The following is a 19,707-nucleotide window of genomic DNA, read 5'->3' as shown; positions in this document are numbered from 1 at the left end:
GGCAGTACCTCCTTTCTGTTCGGGGCGGGGTCAGGGCGCGACGGCCGGCAGGACACCGGCCAGGGCGCAGGGCTGCGAGGGGCGGCACTGGACCGCGAGGGTGATCACGCGATTTTCAGCACCACCGGTGGGTGATCCGGTCCAGGCGATGGCCTGCTTGCCGGAGACCGTCACGGCGTAGACGTACGCGGTGGTGATCGCGCCGGGATCCGCCTGCAGGGTCCGGGTGAACGCTTCGGGGAAGTGACCCTCGTTCACGGTGGCGGTGGCGTGCTGGCCGTTGTCGGCCATCCGCCCCCACAGCACTGGAGAGACAACCAGTCGATCGACCGAAGCCGCATCGGCGTACTTGGCCTCGCCGGTCAACCAGTTGTGCAGGGCAGCCAGGAGCTCCGGCTGGGACGAGGAGCGGGTGTCGTAGGACCACAGCGCAACGGCTGCCGCTTTCCCGAAGACGATCGGATCGTGTGTGGACGGCGGCACAGGCAGCACAGCCCGGCTCCCGGCCGTGGGCGCCGATGACCCAGTGCCCGACGGGGAGACAGACGGAGAACTCGACTGCTGTGCAGGGACCTTGGATTCGTTCCGGCCGTCGCGGGTGAGGTAGGCACCCAGTCCGGCGAGGACGACGAGGACGGCCAAGAGGGCGGTGCCGAGCAGCGCCCGGCGGCGCACGCGTGATGCGCCGCCGGCCTCATCGCTGGAGGAAACGGAGGAGAGGAAGCGTTTCTTCATCAGTGGACCTGCGTTCCCAGGTTCGAGAAGAACACGACCACGCCGTTCGCCGCGCCCAGCAGGAGGGCTGCGGCCGAAGCGACGAGCACGCCCTTCTTCCCGTTGGCTTCAGCTTGGTGACCGCCGGAGTGGTGGCCCCAAGCCCACACGCACCCACTGACCGCGAGGGCACCGACCACGGCGACCAGCCCGAACAGGTTGATCGAGCCGATCACCTGCTTGAGAACCGACAGTCCTGGCAGTCCGCCCTCGTTGGGCTTGATTCCGGGGTCATAGGCGAGCTGTAGGGCCTTGTCAGCGAGATACATAGGGAATTCCAGTTCGAATGAGGGCGCGCCAAAGCCCGGGAGGGGCGGTGCGGCAGTGCGGTGAAGGGGGAGGGAGGGAAGCGCCGTCAGAGGAGTCGGCGGGCCGCGAGGATCTGCGGCTTCCAGGAGGCGAGGGTCGAGATCTTGACCACGTCGCCGGTGTGCGGGGCCTGGATGATCAGGCCCGAGCCGATGAACATGCCTACGTGCTCGGGGACTTGGGCGGTGCCCTCGGTGAACAGCAGATCGCCGGGCCGCAGCGCATCGACCGACACCGCGTGACCCTCGGTGACCTGCGTATAGGTTGTCCGGGTCAGGGTGATCCCGGCCGCTTTGTAGGCCCCTTGCATCAGCGAGGAGCAGTCACAGCGGCCCATCGGGTCCGGCCCGTGGGAGTCCGTGCAGGTGCCGCCCCATTGGTATGGAGTGCCGAGTTGGCCCATGGCCCAGCGGATCGCCGTTTGCACCTTCGGTGGCGCGTCTGCCGGGATGACGTATTCGGCGGGCACTGACCCGGCAGGGATGGTTCCGAAGTCGTGCCAGTCACTCCCCGTGCCACAACCGGTTCCGGTACTACCGGCAGCAGGCGGAGCACCAGAACCTGTGGGACTGGGCGAGGGCGAGTCGCCGCTGGGGCTGAGCAGCGGAGCAATCGCCGTCTGCAGCGCCGTGGCCAGTGGCTCCCACTTGGCGTACGCGTTGGGGAAGCCGGAGCGCTGCACCGCCTGGGCGGCTTGGGTGACCGTCATCGACTCCCACCCAGACACCTCCTTCAGGGCCGTGTAGAAGCTGGTGCTGGCGTGTACCGGGTCGAGAATCTGCGCCGCGGTTCCCCACTCCTGCGACGGGCGCTGTTGGAACAGCCCCAGGCTGTCGCGGTCGCCGTAGGTCAGGTTGTGCAGGCCGCTCTCCTGCAAAGCTGTCGCCAGGGCCACGATCTGCCCTCGTACCGGGAGGTGCATCGCGACACCGGTGGCCTGGATGGTCTTGACATATGGAATCTGCTCCGCCGGTTCGTCCAAGCCGGCAACAGCGACGGTGCCCTTGCCGCCGCCGTTCAGGATCGCCGTCACCTGCTCGGCCACGGCCGCGGCATCCACATCCTGTGCACCGTCGCTGTGGCATGAGGCGGAGGCGCTTCCGGCTGCGATGGCCAGGATCGGAACAGCGAAGAGCATCGGTACTGCGGCGAGCAGCCCGACTGCGGCTCCAGCGGTCTTGCTCATCGCCGCTGTCCCGTGCCGGGGCGAACAGCGCGGGCGAACGGTGGTGGGTTGGGGCGTGGGTGTGTCAGGGCGTGCAGCATCGCTGCGGCTCCTTGCGGGGTTGTAGGAGGCGCGGTGCCGGCTCCTCGTGCAAAGCCGCCGGCACCGCGCCGGTGTGAATCCGCCCCACGGGGGCGGGCCCGGGTCAGAGGAGTTGGTAGCTCCCGGACGCCGGTCTCAGATCCTGCGCGGCAGCCAGCCGCGCTCGTAATCTCCGCCGGTACACAGGACCTCCTCAACGGGCGGGAACAGGGAAATGAACGTGACCTCCGCACCGCTCATATGGACGCGGCAACACAAAAGAACACAGGTCAACCGGGGTGGAGTTGGGTTCCGACTCGGTGACGTGGCCAGACAGTAGACGCGAATTCCGGTCGCGCCAAACGAGCCCTCGAAGGACCCCGGCCGCTCAACGGCGCTGCCGGAAAAACCGGCTAACCTCCGGCGCAGCCCCACACCGAAGGAGATCCGTCGGGACACCCTTCGCAGGGGAAACACCCGTCTATGCCCTGAAAGAGGCCCTGCACATGAGCTACACGCTGCATCGAGGCGACGCTCTTACCGTGCTCAAGTCCCTGCCCGACGAGAGCGTCCACGCCGTCATCACCGACCCGCCGTACAACTCCGGCGGACGCACCAGTTCGGACCGCACCGGCCGCACCGCACGCGCCAAGTACGTCACCAGCAATTCCGCGCACGACCTGCAGAACTTCCCCGGCGAGAACCGCGACCAGCGTTCCTACCGCTCCTGGCTGACCGAACTGCTCACCGAGGCGTACCGGGCCTCGACTGAGCACGCGGTCGCCATGGTCTTCACCGACTGGCGCCAGGAGCCGACCACCTCCGACGCCCTGCAGATGTCGGGGTGGACCTGGAGCGGCACCATCCCTTGGATCAAGCCCGCCAGCCGGCCCCGCAAGGGCGGGCCGAAGCAGGACTCCGAGTTCATCATCTGGGGTGTTAAGGGCTCCCTCGACAACACCCGCGACCTCTACCTGCCCGGTCACTACATCGCCTCCCAGCCTCGCAAGGGACGGGTCCACATCACCCAGAAGCCCGTCGAGGTCATGCAGCAGCTCGTCCAGGTCTGTCCCGAGGGCGGAACCGTCCTCGACCCCTTCGCCGGCAGCGGCTCCACGGGCGTCGCCGCCCTGCGCGAGGGCCGGCAGTTCGTGGGCGTCGAGCTGTCCTCGCACTACGCCGACGTCGCCGAGCGCAGGCTCCGCGCGGAGCTGACCCAGGACGACTTCGACCTGGCAGGACCGGAGGCATGAGCATGAGACCGACCAGACCGGGGCCGAGTGACCACAAACGCAAAAGGGCGGCTGGAGCATCGAGAAACCGATGCACCAGCCGCCCTCTCCGTTGCGTCAGGCCGCCTCGAACGCCCGGCGAATCAACGGCTCAGCCTTCTCCAGGTCGGCCGCCGAGGTGATTCGCACCTCCAGGTCGCCCGTTCCGAGATGACCGATGCCACGCATGTCACGGGAGAAGCCCTCGTCCAGCTCGACCGTGTCCGGGTCGACTCTGAGGTAGACCAGGATCGCCGCGTGCTTCGGCCGGAAGATCACCGAGGCAAGGTTCACCATCCGCCGGTAGGCGACGTAGTGCCGCAGCGGCGCCACCTCCACCTCGCCCCACGCGGTGAGGGCCTCATCCAACTCTGCGGGTGCCGATTAATCATCCGGGCTGGTCAAGCGACATGTTGGTACTCGTGGAGGGTTCCGCCGAGTCGGTCTTGTCGGCGGACCTTCAGGTGCCTGATGTGTCCTGGCACGCTGATCGGCTCGGGTAGTGGGCGGAGTGGGGCGGCTTGCTTCAGGGCGCGGTGCGGTCGGTGCTGGTTGTAGAAGGTCTCGAACTCTCGGAGCGCGTGCAGAAGGTGGCTCTGGTTCCAGATCAGTGTTCTGTCGAGGAGTTCGCGCCGGCAGGTCTGGATCCAGCGCTCCATGATGGAGTTCATGCGCGGTATCCGGACGCCGCTCCTGACGATCCCGAATCGGGCGTCGGCGAGCACGGCGTCGAAGGCGGCCGTGAACTTGGAGTCGCGGTCGCGGATCAAGAAGCTGGCCTTGCTGCCGGCGTCTTCGAGGTCCATGACGAGGTTGCGTCCGAGCTGCACGACCCATTGTGCGGTGGGGTGTGCGGTTGCGCCCAGGATCCGGATGCGCCGGGTGGAGTGCTCGATGACGGCGAAGACGTACAGGTGTGCACCGGTGAGGGTGCGGGTTTCGAAGAAGTCGCAGGCGAGCAGGGCGCCGGCCTGCTCGCGAAGGAAGTCGGCCCACGTCATTGTCGCTCGTTCCGGCGCGGGTGGGATGCCGTGCTCCTTGAGGATCTCCCAGACGGTGGAGGCTGCGACCCTGATGCCCAGAGCGGCGAGTTCGCCGTGGATGCGGCGGTATCCCCACGAGGGGTTCTCGCGGGCGAGGCGCAGGACCAGGGCGCGGATCGAGCGGATCGTGGGTGGGCGTCCACGCCGCTTCGGTACGCAGGTCGCAGCATGGCGCCGTTTGAGCAGGTTGCGGTGCCAGCGCAGGACAGTTTCTGGACGTACAAGCAGCAGGAGTTGGCGGAGCTTGCCCATCGGGAGATGGTGGAGCAGACCGGCGAGGATTGCGCGATCGGTGTCGGTGAAGGCGGGCTTGCCGACCTGGCGTTGCAGGATCAGCAGCTGGTGCCGCAGAGCGAGGATCTCGATGTCCTTGTCGCGGTCGCTCATCGGCAGCAGCCGAAGGAAGGCGAAGGCGTTGATCGCGGCGAGGTAGGCCAGGCGGAGCAGCACGACAGATCATGATGCCCTCTGCGCACAGAGTGGGTGAGGGCGTCGGTCCGAGGAGCAGGGAGCTCCGGAGGCCAGCGATCAAGGCCGTGACCTGGGCGGATGAATTATCGGCACCCGCAGTGTCAGGCACTGATCCGCATCGATTCCGGCTGTGGCACTCCACGAGTTGGTGGTTTGGCTGGCCAGCGCGGCTGGTAGCTGTCGCCCTCAGTTGGTATGACTATCACCGATCACATCCGGCCCGCCGTCCATAAGTCGGGCTCCCACGCCATCGTCAACGGCGGAAGGGCCACAGCGAAAGTTTGGCACGAGGCCTGGCGAGGACCCTGCGGACCATGTCCTTGGGAATGTCGTGGCGGTGCCGGCCGTAGTAGATCTCTGCGTGCACCTCGTCGGGCGTGAACCTGGGGTTTTCCGCTGCGACCTGGCGGATGTATCGGGTCTTGGCGTCGTCGAGTCCGCTATCGGTCGGTGGGGTGCGGCGCCGGACGGGCCGACGAATGCGACGACCAGAATTGTCAGAGTAGACCACGCGCACTTCCCCCAAGCGTCGTCGGATGATCCGACGCTAGGCGAGCGGAGCGTTGCAGGTCCATGACTGATCGTGCGCAACTATGACCGTCCGCTGGCGGGGTTCTGCCAAGCCCTAAGCTGTCGGCTGCGTTCCGACCAGTAGCGCTTCAGTCGCAGGGGAGGTTCAGGTCACGGCAACCGTTCATGTCGCGGTCCTGGACCCCTTGCCGATGTTCCGCCGTGGCGTCGCAGCGTCATTGTCGAGCCTGGGGCACCTAGTAGAGGAGCCTGCGAACGTCGAAGCCTGGTTACGCGAACGTCCGGGCGGGGTGGTGCTGTTGACCGTCCGCTCCGAAGAGGACCTGGATCGGCTGGCCGCTCTCTGCTGCCTGCGACCCCGCCCACTCGTCGTCGCGCTGCCCTCCGCCGACGATGCCTCCCTGGGCGTGCGAGCAATGCGGGCCGGTGCCCGGTCGGTGGTGGCGCGCGAGGCGTCGGTGTCGGCGCTCCAACGGACGGTATCCGCGACCCTTGCCGGCGAGGCCGTCATGCCGGCCGATGTGGCCGATCTCTTGGTGGCCGGCCGGGCCCCACGCGGGTCGGCTCCCTCCGCGGAGCAAATCCTCTGGTTGCGCCGGCTCTCCGATGGTTGGACCATGACCCGGTTGGCCTTGGAGACCGGCTACTCGGAGCGAGCGATGTACCGGCTGCTCCGGGCCTTCTACCAGAATATCGGCGTCAGTACCCGCCTAGAGGCGATCATGCTGGCGCACGACAAGGGCTGGTTCGAGAGCTAACCGGCGCGCCCTGGTCGCATGCGCGCCAGCTCCGTGAGTACCGGCTCGAGGTGTGCGTCTCTATTGGCCAAGGTCTCCACCATGAACCTCAGCCGGTCGTCCAGCCCGGGCGTCCGCTCAGCCGGCTCCGGCCGTGCCCGACGGAACGCCTCTAGCGCCGTCGCAGGTTCTGCACCGTCGACGAGGACCGAAAAACACTGGGCGATCCCAGTGAAGTCCCATGCGGCCAGGTCGTTCGCATCCGCCCTGGTGCGATTGCTCGTCTCGTCGTGGAGTTGCTGGAAGAGATCCCTCGCAGTCCCAGGAAGGTCTGAGCGGTGCGCGATGATCCCCCGCAGAGCGAGTTCCGCGGTTTCCTTGCCGGCTACCCGGTAGCGGGCCGACTCCTCGATCGCCTTTCGGGCCGCAGGGAGATCGTCCATGTGTACGTGAGTGAGTGCCAGTACGGTGAGCGACCGTCCCAGATTGATCGGATCTCGGTGATCGCGCGCGATGGCGATTGCCCGCTCGACCGCCGATCGCGCCTCGCTGTATCTGCCCTGATAGAGGTACAGCTCGGCCGTCGAGCTGAGCAGGTCCGCCTGCACCGAGGGATCGGGGCGGGCCGTGACCAGCTCGTCGCACCTGGCTAGCATCGTCAGCGCGTCTCGGATTTCGTTCAGCTCGGCGTACCACCGTGTCAGCCGCAGCGCGGCGCTGGACGCCAGTTCGGGATCGGCCTCGCGGGCCACTCGGAAAGCCGAGAGGGCATCGGTGATCGCGCGCCGATAGTTGCCCTGCCGCTGTCGGCAGTCGGCCAATCCGATCAATGCGGCGGCACGGTCGCCGCCGTCGTCGTCCTCGCCGGCCAACGCCAACGCCCATCCGTAGCGCTTCTCAGCCTCCGCGAGGTGGCCATGTTCCCAGAACATGACGCCCATGCCGATGTGGATGCGGCGTATCGCTTCACGATTCTGCTCCTCCTTGGCGATAGCGAGCGCGGCCTTGTAAGCCGACAGAGCAGAGGGGAAATCGCCGCTGTACGAGTAGATGTTCCCTAGTCCGGCGAGGTTCACCATCTCGCCTTCTCGATCGTCACCGAGCCGACCACGCACGGCTTCCCGCTGGGTACGCAGCTCGGCGCCGCCGCCCCAGAGGTGCACCAGTTCGTCCATCGACTCGATGAGGCTGTGCGCGTACTCGGGTAATCCGGCCCGGAGCCAGACGTCGACGCGTGCGAAGTGGACGTCCAGGTCGACCATACCGTGGACGTCGTCTTCGTCCTTCTGCATGCTTTGCAACACCCCGGCCGCTCGCAGGAGGAGGTCGCGTCGAGTCGGCGGCTCGCCCTCGTCCGCCCATCGATCACCAGCGGCCAGGCGGCTGAGGACCGCCCCGATCTCGCTCTTTCGCAGGTACCGGCGGCCGTCCCGGCGCTCCAGGACGAGACCGGCCGCTACAAGCGCCCGCAAGGCCGGCTCAATCCGTGTCGCCGGCACATACGGCTCCAGGATGCCGATGATGGCTTCGGTGCCGGCCGGAAGGCCGAGCGCGGCCAGACCCTCCGCCGCCCGCTGCTGTTCAGCGGGAAGGCGGTCGACGAACTTGTGTACCAAGCGCTGGTGCACCTCGCTCGCCGGCACAGAAGACAACCACGCTCCGATCTCATGGACCTGTAGCCCCGGCGGATCGCTGCTGAGGACCGCATAGAGCACCTCGGCGAGCCGCGGGTTGCCCGCCAGACGACCGTGAATGCGCCGCAGATCCTCCTCCGGCAGGACGGCCAGGCCATACTTTCCGGTCGGATCAAGTACGGCGAAATACTCCCGCAGAGACGGTGGTTTGAGTCCCCTGAGGCTGACATGGAACGCTTTCTCCGTCCACGCCACGCCCGTCGTCGCCTCGGGCACGTGCTGCGTCACGAAAACGACCTTGACGAGGGGGTCCGGCCGACCTTGCACGGCCTCCAGCGCAAGGTCGAGCTCTGAGTCGCGCAGAGCGTGCCCATCGTTGAGGAGGTTCTCCGCCGAGTCGATCACGATCACCGGCCGGAAGCCACCAGTTCCGTCAAGGCCATCCAGGGCGATCTCCAGGCGTGCCCGCGCGAACGGGCCGGCTACCTGCCCCGACCCGGGTGGCTCGATGTCCTCGATCAGGGTCGGCACACCGATCTCCCCGTACGGTGTGGCGTCGTGCCAGCGTACCGCCGAGGACTCGTCGTCCGGATCGGCCCAGCCCAAGTCAGCGAGCACCTCGCGCACCAGCGCCGTCTTGCCTATCCCGGCCGGGCCGCTGACCACGATGACGGAGGTGGCCTGATCGTCCAGCGCCGCGCGGAGACGCCTCCGCTGATCCGTGCGGTTGACGAAGACGGATCCGCCACGCGTCGGCCGACCGGTTGCCCGTGTCGCCACCGTGCCAGTCGCCCCGAGGACCTCTGCCGCGTCGAAGGGCTTAGGCAGGGCTGCCTGTGAGTCCATCGGCCCGAGCAGAACCCGGGTAAGCCGGCCTGCCAACCGTGCGCACCAGCGACGAGCATCCGGTGTGCCGGCCGTGTATGCGCTGTGCAGCATCGCCTGGGCGAGTAGGGACACCTTCAGCTGCTTATACCATTGCTCCGAATCCCAGCTCTTCCCTATAACGAACTGACGTGTAGGCTCCCGAAGCGCGTCAATGATCTTTCGAACCTTCGCGGGCATGCCGTCGTCGAGGCGCCCGTCGTGCTTGTCACGCTCCAGATAGGTGAGAAACGTCGACCGGCTGTCCGGAGAGGACGCCCCGATCTCGCGCCAGCAGAGCGAGATCAGCAGGGTGGCGAGATCCCGGCTCAGCGGCGCCCGCGCGTTGTAGGTGGCGAGATCGATCAGCCGGAAGCCAGCCGGATCGACGGTCCCGTCGTGCCTGGGTACGAGGACGTTGTCTCCGTGCAGATCGCCGTGTGTCCGGCCCACCAGATAGTCGATCTTCCTTCGTGTCGCGGGTGTGTCCTCGTCGAACAGCCGCCATGGGTTGGGCAGCGGCTCCTTCTCGTCCGGCAGCTTCAGGAAGGCAGGCTCGAGCAGACCGCGATGTTGCGCCCAACCGCGTAGCCACCCGCCAACCTTGAAGCTGTCGCCTAGTTCGCACTTCAGCAGCTCAGCCACCGTCGACTGCTCGCTGTCGTACCAGTCACCAGTCCACCCGAAGAGCATCTCGCCCCAGATCGTCTTGCAGGCGTCAGCAAGTTGATCGAGTTCCACAATCCCCAGCGGAATGCCGTCGGCAATGGACTGGCCGATGACGAGGACGCCCTGGGGACATGTAACCGGCGGAAAGGCGATCTCGGTGAGGTGCCGTTGGCGGAATTCCGTGGGCGCCTCCTGCAAGGCCGCAGAGTGGAGCCCACCCTCACGTTGGCGGTTCACCGGCACCGGGGGACAGAATTTGATCACGCACCAACGTGGTTTGGGCGGCCCCTTGACGTTAGCCAACTGCGCCTTCGCCAGCCGCGCCCCCGTGTAGCCGCGACGGCGTGTCTCGATGCTGCCGCTACGGATCTCAAGGCCATTTTCGAGCAGAGACTCGATGATTGCCGACGCGACGGCAGCGTTTCCGAACTCGCGAGTGAGCTCCTCCAGGGTGGTCATGACCGAGGGAACCTCAATTCCAGCTCTTGCATCCTGATCTGGAAATCGCCCTTGTCCTGGTCGTGGTAACGCCGGAAGTACCAGGTCGGCAGGCGCGGCTGGAGCCGCCTCATCTGATAGAGCGTGTCCTGCACCTGGCGGGCGAAACAGGTCAGCGCGCCCGGTGTGGCGATCACCGGCAACGTGGGGTCGTCAATGACCGCACGCACCAACCCAAGGACGCGCAGCCGCTCATGAATGCTCGCCTTCTGCGTGCGATACATCCCCAGACACAGGAGCAACAGGCCGAGCGAGGGAACGAACCACCCGGTAACCAGCTGACTTACCGTCGCGGCGGTGGCGAGGGTAAGCAGGACACCCGCCGTGGACCACAACACCAGCACACCGAGCATCAGCTGGGCGAAGCGAAGCCGAATCCGGGATCCCCAGGCCAGGTTCTGTTCCAGGCAGAAGAGCACGTCGTAGGGCGCGGCAGCGTCTGCCACGAGGTAGTAGTCCCGCAGCCGGTCCTCGCCGCCGCGAAAGCGCCGGCTGAGTCGGCTCACCTCGTCGTCGCCGATCCGGCTGCCGACCGCGACGCTGTTCCACGGCAGGCCAAGTACGTCGGCGTCAAACATCTCTTGAAGAGTCGCGGCGATCCGCAGGTATCGCTCGGCCCAAGGCGCCATCCATCCCATGTAGAGCGCGGCCCAGAGAGTGCCACCGAGGGTGATTGCGGTGCCGTACCGCGAACCCGAGCCCGCCAGGAGGCCGGCGGCTGCCAAGGCGATCGAAACGCCCAAGCTCAGCGTCTGCGCCCGCTGGTTGCGGAGGTGAGCCACGGCGATGGCTTTGAGTACGCGCATGGCTGCGACGCTCTCCTGCCGGTCCGAAATGGGATGAGTGGTCGTCAACGTCTCCCCCGTCTGCAGATCTACGTAGTGAGTTTCACACGTCTGGTATCCCAAGCGGTACGGTCAGTTGTCTCCGCTAACTGACGGTGTGCCCGCCACGGGCCCCACATACCGCTGCAGGCGTGGGACTTCGAGTGCCGCCCCCACCCACCTCCGGCCGTCTCGGCAAGGCCTCTGCGTGCGAGGACGCCCAGGCGAGGGCGGGTTCGTGGACGCCGGGGCTGGCAGCATCGAGGTGTCGCCATGGGTGCGTGGCGTGCTTGCGCTGGCGTACTGAGCGAGATGCTGGTCTACCCAGCGAGGATGGGTGCCCGGTTCATGATGGCCCGGCTGGTACCGGTCTCCCGGCACAGGTTTTGTTGGGAGCGGCCTACTCGGCGCCAGTGACGGTCAGACCCCAACGGAGCTTCGTGGCGGTCCAGTCAGAGGCGTACCGAAAGCCAACACCTCCAAGGCCCTTGATCAATCCCGTGAGGTCGTTGGCTGCGATTGTTCCGGCGCAGCAGGACCTTTGGTGTGGGCAGCAGGCTGCGGGCGGCGCGGAACAGCAGCGACGCGATCATCACCTCAGCATTGCAGTCAACGCTGACAGCCACGGGCAGGGCCGCTCATCTGCAGCGATGACTCCCGGAGCGGTACAGCTGCAGGGCCGGTGATCCCGTAGCGCCCTCTCACAGGCGTCTCACGGACGGAGCGTCATGGAGTCGGAGCAGCCGTCATGGCGGTGCCCGTGGAACAGGACCTGACCTGGGTGATCGGGACTGCACCGGACCCGCGGATACGGTCCGTCAGGCTCGGACGCTGGGGGTCAAGGGGTCGCAGGTTCAAATCCTGTCGTCCCGACGGTGTTTGCGCAGGTCAGAGGCCGTCTCCGCATTGCGGAGGCGGCCTCTGATGTCTGTATTGTCGGATCTCAAATGTGAGAGCTTGTGAGAGGCGCGGTGTGCTGCCGTCTTTCCGCAGGTCAGGGCCCCTTCGGGTGGGGATTCACTTGATTCGTTGCAGGTAACCACCGGGTGGCGATCCAAGCCGTGGACGCTCTCAACGGCTCCCGCTAGGAAGCCCGTTGGCTTTGGGACAGAGTTTCTCTACTAGATCAGGGCGTCTCGCTCCGCTCGCCGCAGGCCCGTAGCTCCGAACCTCTCAGGGTCTGCAAGGCAGTCTTCGCCGCCATGTCTGCGCCACCGGCGGACCGCGCCGGTCGCCGTCTGCGCCGACAAGGTGGGGGAAACACAGGTCCGGGGCAGGGTCAGGAGCGGCGACGTGATTGCAGGGCGTGAACGCCCAGACGATGCCCTCCGGTGGGGGTGCTCAGACCCTGGGATAGCGGAAACCCGGATGGCGACCCCGGGCAGCTCGTACAGCAGCGCGATGATCACCAGCGCAGCATCCTAGCTCCCACCACTAGCTCAGAGCAGCGCCCACCTGCAGCGATGACTTTACGAGCCCGACACGTGCGCGGAGGTCGGCATCGTGTGATCACAGTTGCTGCACTTCGCTGGGAAACCGGTGGCCGGAAATGAGATCCGGAGCCTACGGCCGCAGTCGGGCAAGACGGCGGGAGGGTATCGGCCTTGCGACGCATTTCCTCCGCATCACCCGCTCCCTGATCATGCTGCCGTCAGCCGCTTGAGGCAGTGGGACGGGTCGGCGCTGGACCTCTATTGAAGGGCCTGCTCGTATAGCAGGGTCATGGCTTCGTGGTCATGCCGCGGCCGCGCGGTGCGGCCGTCCGCCTCGATCACGGAGTGGGCCGTTTCGAGCCAGTGCGGGTCCAGCGGTCGACCCGCCCTACGCCATTGCTGTCCGACCACGTCGAGGTAGCGATGGCGGGTGCCCGGCGAGCGTGGGCTGAGGCTGTGCAGGCAGATCCACAGTGCCTCGCTGTGGCAGGCGGAGAACGACTCGCCCGTCTCCCACAACTCCACCAGTACCTGTGCGGCGGAGCGTGCCCGGCCGCTTTTCACCCCGGCGAAACTGGTGAGGAGGACTCCGTCACCGGCGTCCACCAGGCCCCGGGCGAAGTTCAGCAGCGCGTCGGTGTCCTCGTCACACAGCAGGTCGGCGTCGTGAACCAGACGGCTGTGGTCGCGGTGACGCCAACCGCAGAAGTCACGGTAGCGGTGGGAGGGTCCCCAGCCCTGGCTCCAGTACACATCCGGGGCGGAAGGGGGTGTGCGGGTGACCGGATCCGCACAGTCGGTCAGAGGCCGCTCGTCGTCAGCGGGGTCGAGGCGCCGCACCTGGATCTCACGGCGCTCGCCCTGCCACACCCGCCGCACGTCTACCAGGCCGGCGAACGCGGTCCACTCCGACGGCAGCATCTGAGACTTGAACAGCAAAGCGATGCCGCGCCACGCGGCCACCGGGTCGCGGGCGTCCGGGAAGAGATCGCACCCCGTTACATGCCTGTCCAAGGCGTGCACCAGCAGGAGGAGGTTCGCGGCGTACAGCGCATGCCGTGCGGGAATGGTGCGTGGGGCCGGACGGTAGTCGGTGTAGACATCCGCTATGCGTTCCTGCATCGCTTCCCTGAACAAGGACAGGAGCAGCGACAGCGTCTCGTCCGCCACGTGGCCCGCACGGTCGTGCAGCCCCTGCTCGAGGAAGCCGAGGAGGTAACGGCCGGTACACAGCGCGGAGAACGACAACAACGCATGCAGGAAGGTGTCGTCGAGTGCCGGCTTTCGGACGCGGCCAGCCTGCGCCCGCTCCGATTCCGCCAAGGCGGTCAGCTCGCTGACGATGAGCCGGGCTGCAAGGTACTCGCCGAAGGTGGCATGCAGGAACTCGTAGGAGTGCAGTGTCTCGGCATCGCGAAGGGCCTCGGTCCGGTGGACGAAGAAGAAGCGTCCGACGGTCACTTGGCCGCGGCTGAGGCCTGCTCGCAGCCCCGCGTCCGCCGCGGGGAGCGACTCCTCTGGCAGCAGCGCCTTGAGGTCGGTGTCGAGTTCGTCACCCGTGACCCATTGGCGTCCGCGGTTGGCCATGGCCAGCGCGGCCACCGACAGCCGCAGCAGTTCGAGTTCGACCGCCTTCGCTATCGCTTGCTCCGAAAGCGATGGCCCGTGCTTGATGACCTCGCGCCGGGCGAAGCGCGCGAGGAGCCTTTCGTAGAGCTCGTAACTGGCCAGGTGATGGTGGGTCTGTCCCTGGAACGCGTTGTCCTCAGCATCGTAGAGGGCGAGCAGCAGCAGCAGTAGTGGTTGACTGGCCAAGTCGGGTTGGACGAGGGCGTGGTGTGGTGTCAGCGGCAGCAGACCGCGATCGGCGAAGTAGGCGGCGTTGCGGCCGTTCCAGATCTGCAACCATTGGGTGGTCTGGCGGGGGGTGAAGGGCTCGATTCGGATGGCGACGCCGTCGGGAGTCAGCCGGGCCCGGTCCGCGACCGCTGTCCGACTGGTGACCAGGACGGCGAGCGGCCGGCCGCAGCCGACCTCCCGGCGCTGGAAGTCGGCGACTCGTTCCATGTAGTCGGACTGGTTCAGGCCGGTCGCCTGCAGGAGTTCGTCGAAGCCGTCGAGCAGCACCACAGGCAGCGCGTTCCCGGCGGCACGCACCAGGTCCGGCCAGTCGAGGCGCTCGCCGGTGGACTGTCGCACTGCTGTTTCGATCTGCCGCTGGATGTCGGCGTCCGCAGGGACCGCGCGCAGAGTGACCCGGACCACGAGGAAGTCGGCAGCGGGCAAACTGGCGGCCAGGACCTTCGTCAGGAGGGACTTGCCAGCGCCGGGCTGTCCCAGCAGGAGTACAGGTGCGGCGACGGCCTGGGGCGCGGTGAGGAAATCAGCAAGGAAGGCGTCGAGCCCCGGTCGAACGTCACGGGCCGCCCACTCCTCCTCGACTGTCAGGTCGTCGCCTGTGGTGAACTCACGGATCCGGAAGTCTGGACTCAGATAGGCCTCGCGCAGGGTGGGGATGGCCATCCCATCGGCGCCCTCCTCAACGCCCAGCACCGGAGCATCCAGCGCAGCGGCGCCGGCATGGCCCAGTCCCGCGAGCCGTGCGGGCGGAACGCCGCCCTCGGCGAGGCGGGTGACGATGTCGGTCAGGCTCCGCACGCTCTCGCGGGTCGCCCGGTGATCCGTGCGGTCCGTCCAAAACGTCAGCTCAGTGAATTGTGCCGCCAGTTGGCGGTACAGCTCCTCATAGCGGACCAGCGCTCTGTCCAGCACCTGGCCCTCGAACAGGTCCTGGGTCCGCTGCCGGTCCGCTGCGTTCAGGGTGTCCCAGACCGCGCAGCCGGCCACGAAGGCGCTCATCCGCCGGGATGCCGCGTGGTAGAAGTCGCGGAGGGCAAGGAGTGTGGACTCATAGGGCTGGTGGGGGGCAGGTAACGGCACCCCGGTGCGCAACAAGTGGTCGGCCACGTCTACCAGCCGCCTGTCCAGTGGTGCGTCGCCTGTTGCCAGCCGCACCGCGTCCAACCGGCCGACGGTGAGTTGGCCGACGTCGAAGGGGAAGGGGGTCTCCGCAAGCGCCTCGCCGTACGCCGCCACGACGATCACCGCGTGCGCGGCGGCGAGGCGCTCGGTGCGGCCGAACCGGCCCAGACCGCTCAAGCGCTCGCCAAGCCCGCTGACCAGCGATCTGCTGAGTGAAATGATCTGCGATTCAGCCCCGAACAAGCCAAGAACCAGGCCCGGTACGGGCCCTGCGGTAATGGTCAGCGCCTCTCCGACCGCCCCTTCCAGAGCGGCCGCCACCGGCCCGCTACCCCCGAGCAGTCGGACGGCGTCGGCGTATCGCAGCGGTCTGGACATCCCATCATCCCCCAATTCACGCGTATCCCGCCTCATCCATACCCCGGCGCGTACATCAACACCGGACTCGTCGTCCCACATCGCAAACGGCCGGGCCGGGCGCTGTTGCCGGGTGAGGAGACCGACAATGCTGAGCACCGAAAACTCCGCGCCCGCGTCGAGCACGCCTTCGCCCGCATGAAGAACTACAAGATCCTCCGGGACTGCCGACAGCGCGGCGACGGACTCCACCACGCTGTACAAGCCGTAGCCCCATGCACAACCTCGCCCTCGCCGCTTGACCAAGACCCTCCGCAAATGAGCCCTGACCTGTCCATACGCGGAGATCTGCAACGCGCTTCAGAGCGGGGCCAGGGGTCGTGGTGTACAGGTGATTGAGGCGAGTCGCCACGCCGACGTCGCTGTGGTGGGTGCGTTCCATCCGGCTGGTCAGTTCGTCACGCTCGCGCTCGAGGCGGGCCACTCGCTCGATCTGATCCCGCACGTAGAGTTCAGGGAGTCATCGATGCGGGCGAGGTACTCCTCTAGGCGTGCCTCGCCTGCGGCTGGCCAGCGGATGGCGTCGGCGTGGTCGGTGATGTACGACGAGGCGGCTGCGCGAACGGCACTCCCGGTCAGCACCTACTTCCTCAAACGCCAACTGACCCTGCACGGTGTCAGCTTCGACCGGGTCCGCGCCGACCGTGTCCTCAGCGAGGCTCTCGCCACCGGAGCCGACCCAGTCCACCTGAGCACGCTGTTCGACCTCTCCGAGACCACGCCGTGAAGTACGCGATCCCCGCCCGGTAACTCCTCTTCGAACCGATCAGGAGCCGAACCGAAAGTCACAACCCGGCACAACGGCAGGTAACAGCCCGAGTTCCCACGGAGAACCTTTCAGAGATCCTGAACTCCAGGCCGAGCCGGGACCAGGGGCTTCGCCCCGATCCCGAAAACGGTGGGCTGTCGAGTAGACCTATGGAAGGCCCATGCTCCACCGGCGTCTCGCGCGTGACTACGAAACCCTTCCCACCGCTGCGAAGCCGTGATCCACCTGCCATGGCCGACCTCATGGTCCGCCGCCTCACCGGCGAGAGCAGGCCAGGGCAGATTTTCGTGCCGATGGGGGGCAGGCATACTGCTCCCTACCGGCACGATCAGAAAGTGCGTCAGGGCACGGAAGGTGCAGGAGTACGGGCATGCGAAGGGACCGCTCACCGGTGGGCACCTGCGACCTGTGCGCCGACGGCTCACCGAGGGGTGCCAGCTGGGCGTCGTCCCGGACTCCTCCGTGATCCACGCCCAGAGCCCGGCGCGCGACGGCCGGCGACTGGTCGTCGCCTGCTCCCCCGAGCACCTGGCCGTCCTGCGGCAGGAGTACCGCAACCGTCCGTATGTGCCCGAGGAGCTGTGGGCCGGGCAGATCGACCGCGCACTGGCACCTCAGCCCCAGGCGCTCACCCGTGATGACCTGAAGGCGGCCCCCGGCCTCAGCCACCTGGAAATCCAGCGCGCCCTGGCCTGGAAGAGGCACCGCGACCGGCGACGTACGAGCAAGACCCGCAAACACCCGAAGTCGGTTGAAGGACCCGACCGTCCATCTGATCCCTTGCCGGTGCTGCCGCTGCCGCTGCCGGTGCGGGTCGGACGGCGCGGCGGCTTGTGGAGTGGGGTGAACACCCTACCGTCCGTCGATGGGGTCGGTCGGACCTCCGGAGGGTCCTGGTAGGCCCTGCTGCGCCCACTCCGGCTGCCTCAATGTGGAAGGTGGGACCGGTTCCCGCCGGGTCGTGTCGCCCCCTGATCCATCTGCCGAGAAGACGTGAGACCGTGCAGCACCGCACCGTACGAGATGTCATGACCCACCAGGTTGTGAGCGCCGACGCAGAGTGTTCCTTCAAGGAGCTTGTCGGCATGCTGGCCGACAACGACATCAGCGCTGTGCCGGTGGTCGATGGCCAGGGCAGGCCGGTCGGTGTCGTCTCCGAGGGGGATCTGCTGCAGAATCAGGCCTCCCGGCCGGACCCGCTGGGGCACCGGCAGCTCGCCGGCCCCTCGGGCCGGACAGGTGTCCAGCCCGAGACCGCCGTCGGCCTGATGTCGTGGTCCGGCTCTCGGAGAGCGTCGACGGGGTGGTGAACGTCCACGATCTGATGCTCTTCGACGTCGACGACGCCCCGGCCCCCCTGGAACCGTCGGCCGCGCTGCCGGCGACCCCGTGACCGTTCTCGCATCCGCACCGCGGGCCACCGGTTCCGGAATCACCGCGGCGGCCGGCCGGTCCGGCGACGACGCCCTCCGGGCGGCGGATACGACGCGCGACGGTCTGTCGGCGCGCGAGGCGGCCGAACGGCTGCGCACCTGGGGGCCGAATGCGGTCACCTCCCACCGGGCCAGGCTGCCGGCGGTGCTGTGGCGTCAGCTGCGCTCTCCCTTGCTGGGGCTGCTGCTCGCGGCGGCGACGGCCTCCTACTTCGTCGGGCAACGCGGTGATGCCGTGATCATCGGCGCCATCGTGGCCCTGTCGGTGGGGCTCGGCTTCGTGAACGAGTACCGCGCGGAGAAGGCCGCCGAGGCGCTGCACGGCCAGATCCACCACCAGGCGGTGGCGCTGCGGGACGGAAACCCCTGCAAGGTCGACGTCACCGAGCTGGTGCCGGGCGATGTGGTCGAGCTGAGGCTCGGGGAGATCGTTCCGGCCGACATCCGGCTTCTTGACGTCGTCAGTCTGGAGTGCGACGAGTCGGTCCTGACGGGTGAGTCGCTTCCGCTGCCCAAGGGCACGTCCGCGGTGCCGTCCGGTACTCCGCTGGCCGAGTTGTCGGGCTGCGCTCTGATGGGCACGGTCGTGCATGCCGGCAGCGGCCGGGGAGTGGTGGTGACCACCGGCGCCGCTACGGAGTTCGGGAAGATCGCGGCGGGCCTGGGCACGCACCAGTTGGAGACCGAGTTCCAAGTCGGACTGCGCCGGTTCTCGATGTTGCTGGTCTACGTCGCGGGTGCGCTGACCACGTCGATCTTCGCCGTCAACGTCCTGCTGCACAAACCGCTTCTGGAAGCGCTGTTGTTCTCGCTGGCGATCGCCGTCGGGATCACGCCGCAGTTGCTGCCGGCCGTGGTGTCGACGAGTCTGGCCGCCGGGTCCCGGCGGATGAGCCGACGGAAGGTGCTGGTCAAGCGGCTGGTGTGCATCGAGGACCTCGGGGACGTCGATGTGCTGTTCACCGACAAGACGGGCACGCTGACCGAAGGCCGGATCGACTTCATGCGGGCGCTGCCCGCCGACGGCTCCACGGCGGACGAGTTGCTGCGCTGGGGACTGTTGTGCACGGAGAGCGGCGGTGCGGGCGGTCCGGCGGTGGGAGGCAATCCGCTGGACGCGGCCCTGTGGGAGTCGGCCGCGTCGCAGAGCCTGCGCGGGACCCTGGCGGGCAGTACTCGGCTCGGTTTGCTGCCGTTCGACCACGACCGGCGCATGGTCTCCGCCGTGGTGCGTGACAGCGCGGGTGTGACGACGCTGGTCACCAAGGGCGCTCCTGAGAGCGTGCTGGAGCGCTGCGTGGACGTACCCGACGCGGCCCGCGAAGCGCTGGCCGCCGAGTTCGCCGCAGGGAACCGCGTGGTCGCCGTGGCCACTCGTACCCCGGTGGGTGAGGAACGGCCCACTGCCGTGGATGAACGAGGCCTGCGTCTCGCCGGCCTGTTGGTCTTCCTCGACCCGCCCAAACCCGACGCGGCCGCGGCGCTGCTGAGGCTGGCCGGTCTCGGGATCACGGTCAAAGTCGTCACGGGGGACAATCCCGCGGTCGCGGTCAAGGTCTGCGACGACCTCGGACTGCCGGCCGGACGGGGGCTGACCGGTGTGGATCTCGACGCGCTGGACGACGCCGAACTCGCCGCGGCGATCGTGCGCACCACCGTCTTCGCCCGGGTCAGCCCTGAGCACAAGGCACGTATCGTCCGGATCCAGCGGACGACCGGCGGTGACGTCGCGTTCCTGGGCGACGGCGTCAACGACGCGCTGGCTCTGCACGCCGCCGACGTGGGCATCTCCGTGGAGTCCG

Annotated in this window: 13 protein-coding genes and 3 pseudogenes; 8 read left to right on the top strand and 8 right to left on the bottom strand. The window is 67.5% G+C overall.

Going from position 1 to position 19,707, the window contains the following annotated elements; all coding sequences use genetic code 11:
• Nucleotides 1-30: 30 nt before the first annotated feature.
• The 3 genes from C6N31_RS24055 to C6N31_RS24045 form a co-directional block, all read right to left on the bottom strand.
• Nucleotides 31-735: a hypothetical protein gene (locus tag C6N31_RS24055; protein ID WP_198358142.1), complete on the bottom strand. Its 705-nt coding sequence runs from the start codon at nucleotides 733-735 to the stop codon at nucleotides 31-33.
• Entirely contained in the window at nucleotides 735-1,043 is a 309-nt protein-coding gene (locus C6N31_RS24050) for a DUF6112 family protein (protein WP_198358141.1), read from the bottom strand. The genes C6N31_RS24055 and C6N31_RS24050 overlap by 1 nt, the downstream gene beginning before the upstream one ends.
• Before the next feature lie 86 nt (nucleotides 1,044-1,129).
• Nucleotides 1,130-2,269 (bottom strand): C40 family peptidase, encoded by a 1,140-nt coding sequence (locus tag C6N31_RS24045; RefSeq protein WP_198358140.1) that lies wholly within the window; start codon nucleotides 2,267-2,269, stop codon nucleotides 1,130-1,132.
• 566 nt (nucleotides 2,270-2,835) lie between these two features.
• Here C6N31_RS24045 and C6N31_RS24040 point away from each other — a divergent pair.
• On the top strand, nucleotides 2,836-3,582 hold the full coding sequence (locus C6N31_RS24040; RefSeq protein ID WP_198358139.1) for a DNA-methyltransferase: 747 nt from the start codon (nucleotides 2,836-2,838) through the stop codon (nucleotides 3,580-3,582).
• A gap of 96 nt (nucleotides 3,583-3,678) precedes the next feature.
• Here C6N31_RS24040 and C6N31_RS24035 read toward each other — a convergent pair.
• Nucleotides 3,679-3,975, bottom strand: a pseudogene (locus tag C6N31_RS24035) (DUF5655 domain-containing protein); the annotation flags it as partial.
• 26 nt (nucleotides 3,976-4,001) lie between these two features.
• Nucleotides 4,002-5,093, bottom strand: coding sequence for an integrase core domain-containing protein (locus tag C6N31_RS24030; RefSeq protein WP_198358138.1), 1,092 nt, complete (start codon nucleotides 5,091-5,093; stop codon nucleotides 4,002-4,004).
• Nucleotides 5,094-5,938: 845 nt separating this feature from the next.
• Here C6N31_RS24030 and C6N31_RS24025 point away from each other — a divergent pair.
• Nucleotides 5,939-6,403, top strand: a complete 465-nt coding sequence (locus C6N31_RS24025; RefSeq protein WP_198358137.1) for a response regulator transcription factor — start codon at nucleotides 5,939-5,941, stop codon at nucleotides 6,401-6,403.
• Here C6N31_RS24025 and C6N31_RS24020 read toward each other — a convergent pair.
• The 3 genes from C6N31_RS24020 to C6N31_RS46955 all read right to left on the bottom strand — a co-directional run bounded on the left by C6N31_RS24020 (nucleotide 6,400) and on the right by C6N31_RS46955 (nucleotide 15,664).
• Nucleotides 6,400-10,008 carry a tetratricopeptide repeat protein gene (locus tag C6N31_RS24020; RefSeq protein WP_198358136.1) on the bottom strand — a complete coding sequence of 1,203 codons (3,609 nt, stop codon included), beginning with the start codon at nucleotides 10,006-10,008 and terminating at the stop codon, nucleotides 6,400-6,402. The two genes, C6N31_RS24025 and C6N31_RS24020, sit on opposite strands and share 4 nt — an antisense overlap.
• The gene (locus C6N31_RS24015) at nucleotides 10,005-10,901 is read right to left on the bottom strand and encodes an S-4TM family putative pore-forming effector (protein WP_269770811.1); all 897 of its coding nucleotides are present in this window, start codon (nucleotides 10,899-10,901) and stop codon (nucleotides 10,005-10,007) included. Before C6N31_RS24015 ends, C6N31_RS24020 begins: the two co-directional genes overlap by 4 nt.
• A gap of 1,661 nt (nucleotides 10,902-12,562) precedes the next feature.
• Nucleotides 12,563-15,664, bottom strand: a complete 3,102-nt coding sequence (locus C6N31_RS46955; protein WP_438817431.1) for an NACHT domain-containing protein — start codon at nucleotides 15,662-15,664, stop codon at nucleotides 12,563-12,565.
• 45 nt (nucleotides 15,665-15,709) lie between these two features.
• On the opposite strand from C6N31_RS46955, the pseudogene C6N31_RS24010 reads away from it, so the two are divergent.
• The 6 genes and pseudogenes from C6N31_RS24010 to C6N31_RS23990 form a co-directional block, all read left to right on the top strand.
• Nucleotides 15,710-15,945, top strand: a pseudogene (locus C6N31_RS24010) (transposase family protein); the annotation flags it as partial.
• Between the two features lie 89 nt (nucleotides 15,946-16,034).
• Nucleotides 16,035-16,430, top strand: a complete 396-nt coding sequence (locus C6N31_RS24005) for a hypothetical protein (RefSeq protein ID WP_198358243.1) — start codon at nucleotides 16,035-16,037, stop codon at nucleotides 16,428-16,430.
• A gap of 138 nt (nucleotides 16,431-16,568) precedes the next feature.
• Nucleotides 16,569-16,741: pseudogene (locus C6N31_RS45645) on the top strand (transposase family protein); the annotation flags it as partial.
• A gap of 139 nt (nucleotides 16,742-16,880) precedes the next feature.
• The gene (locus C6N31_RS24000) at nucleotides 16,881-17,372 is read left to right on the top strand and encodes a hypothetical protein (protein WP_198358134.1); all 492 of its coding nucleotides are present in this window, start codon (nucleotides 16,881-16,883) and stop codon (nucleotides 17,370-17,372) included.
• A 29-nt stretch (nucleotides 17,373-17,401) separates the two neighbouring features.
• The gene (locus C6N31_RS23995; RefSeq protein ID WP_306665008.1) at nucleotides 17,402-17,782 is read left to right on the top strand and encodes a CBS domain-containing protein; all 381 of its coding nucleotides are present in this window, start codon (nucleotides 17,402-17,404) and stop codon (nucleotides 17,780-17,782) included.
• Between the two features lie 79 nt (nucleotides 17,783-17,861).
• Nucleotides 17,862-19,707, top strand: a 1,846-nt coding sequence (locus C6N31_RS23990; RefSeq protein ID WP_307811532.1) for a cation-translocating P-type ATPase, incomplete at its 3' end; no start/stop codon positions are given.

The sequence above is a fragment of the Streptomyces fildesensis genome (assembly GCF_016107395.1).
In the GTDB taxonomy this organism is placed as follows: domain Bacteria; phylum Actinomycetota; class Actinomycetes; order Streptomycetales; family Streptomycetaceae; genus Actinacidiphila; species Actinacidiphila fildesensis.
Note: the sequence above shows the minus strand (reverse complement) of the source record. Positions and strands in the feature narration are given on the sequence as shown.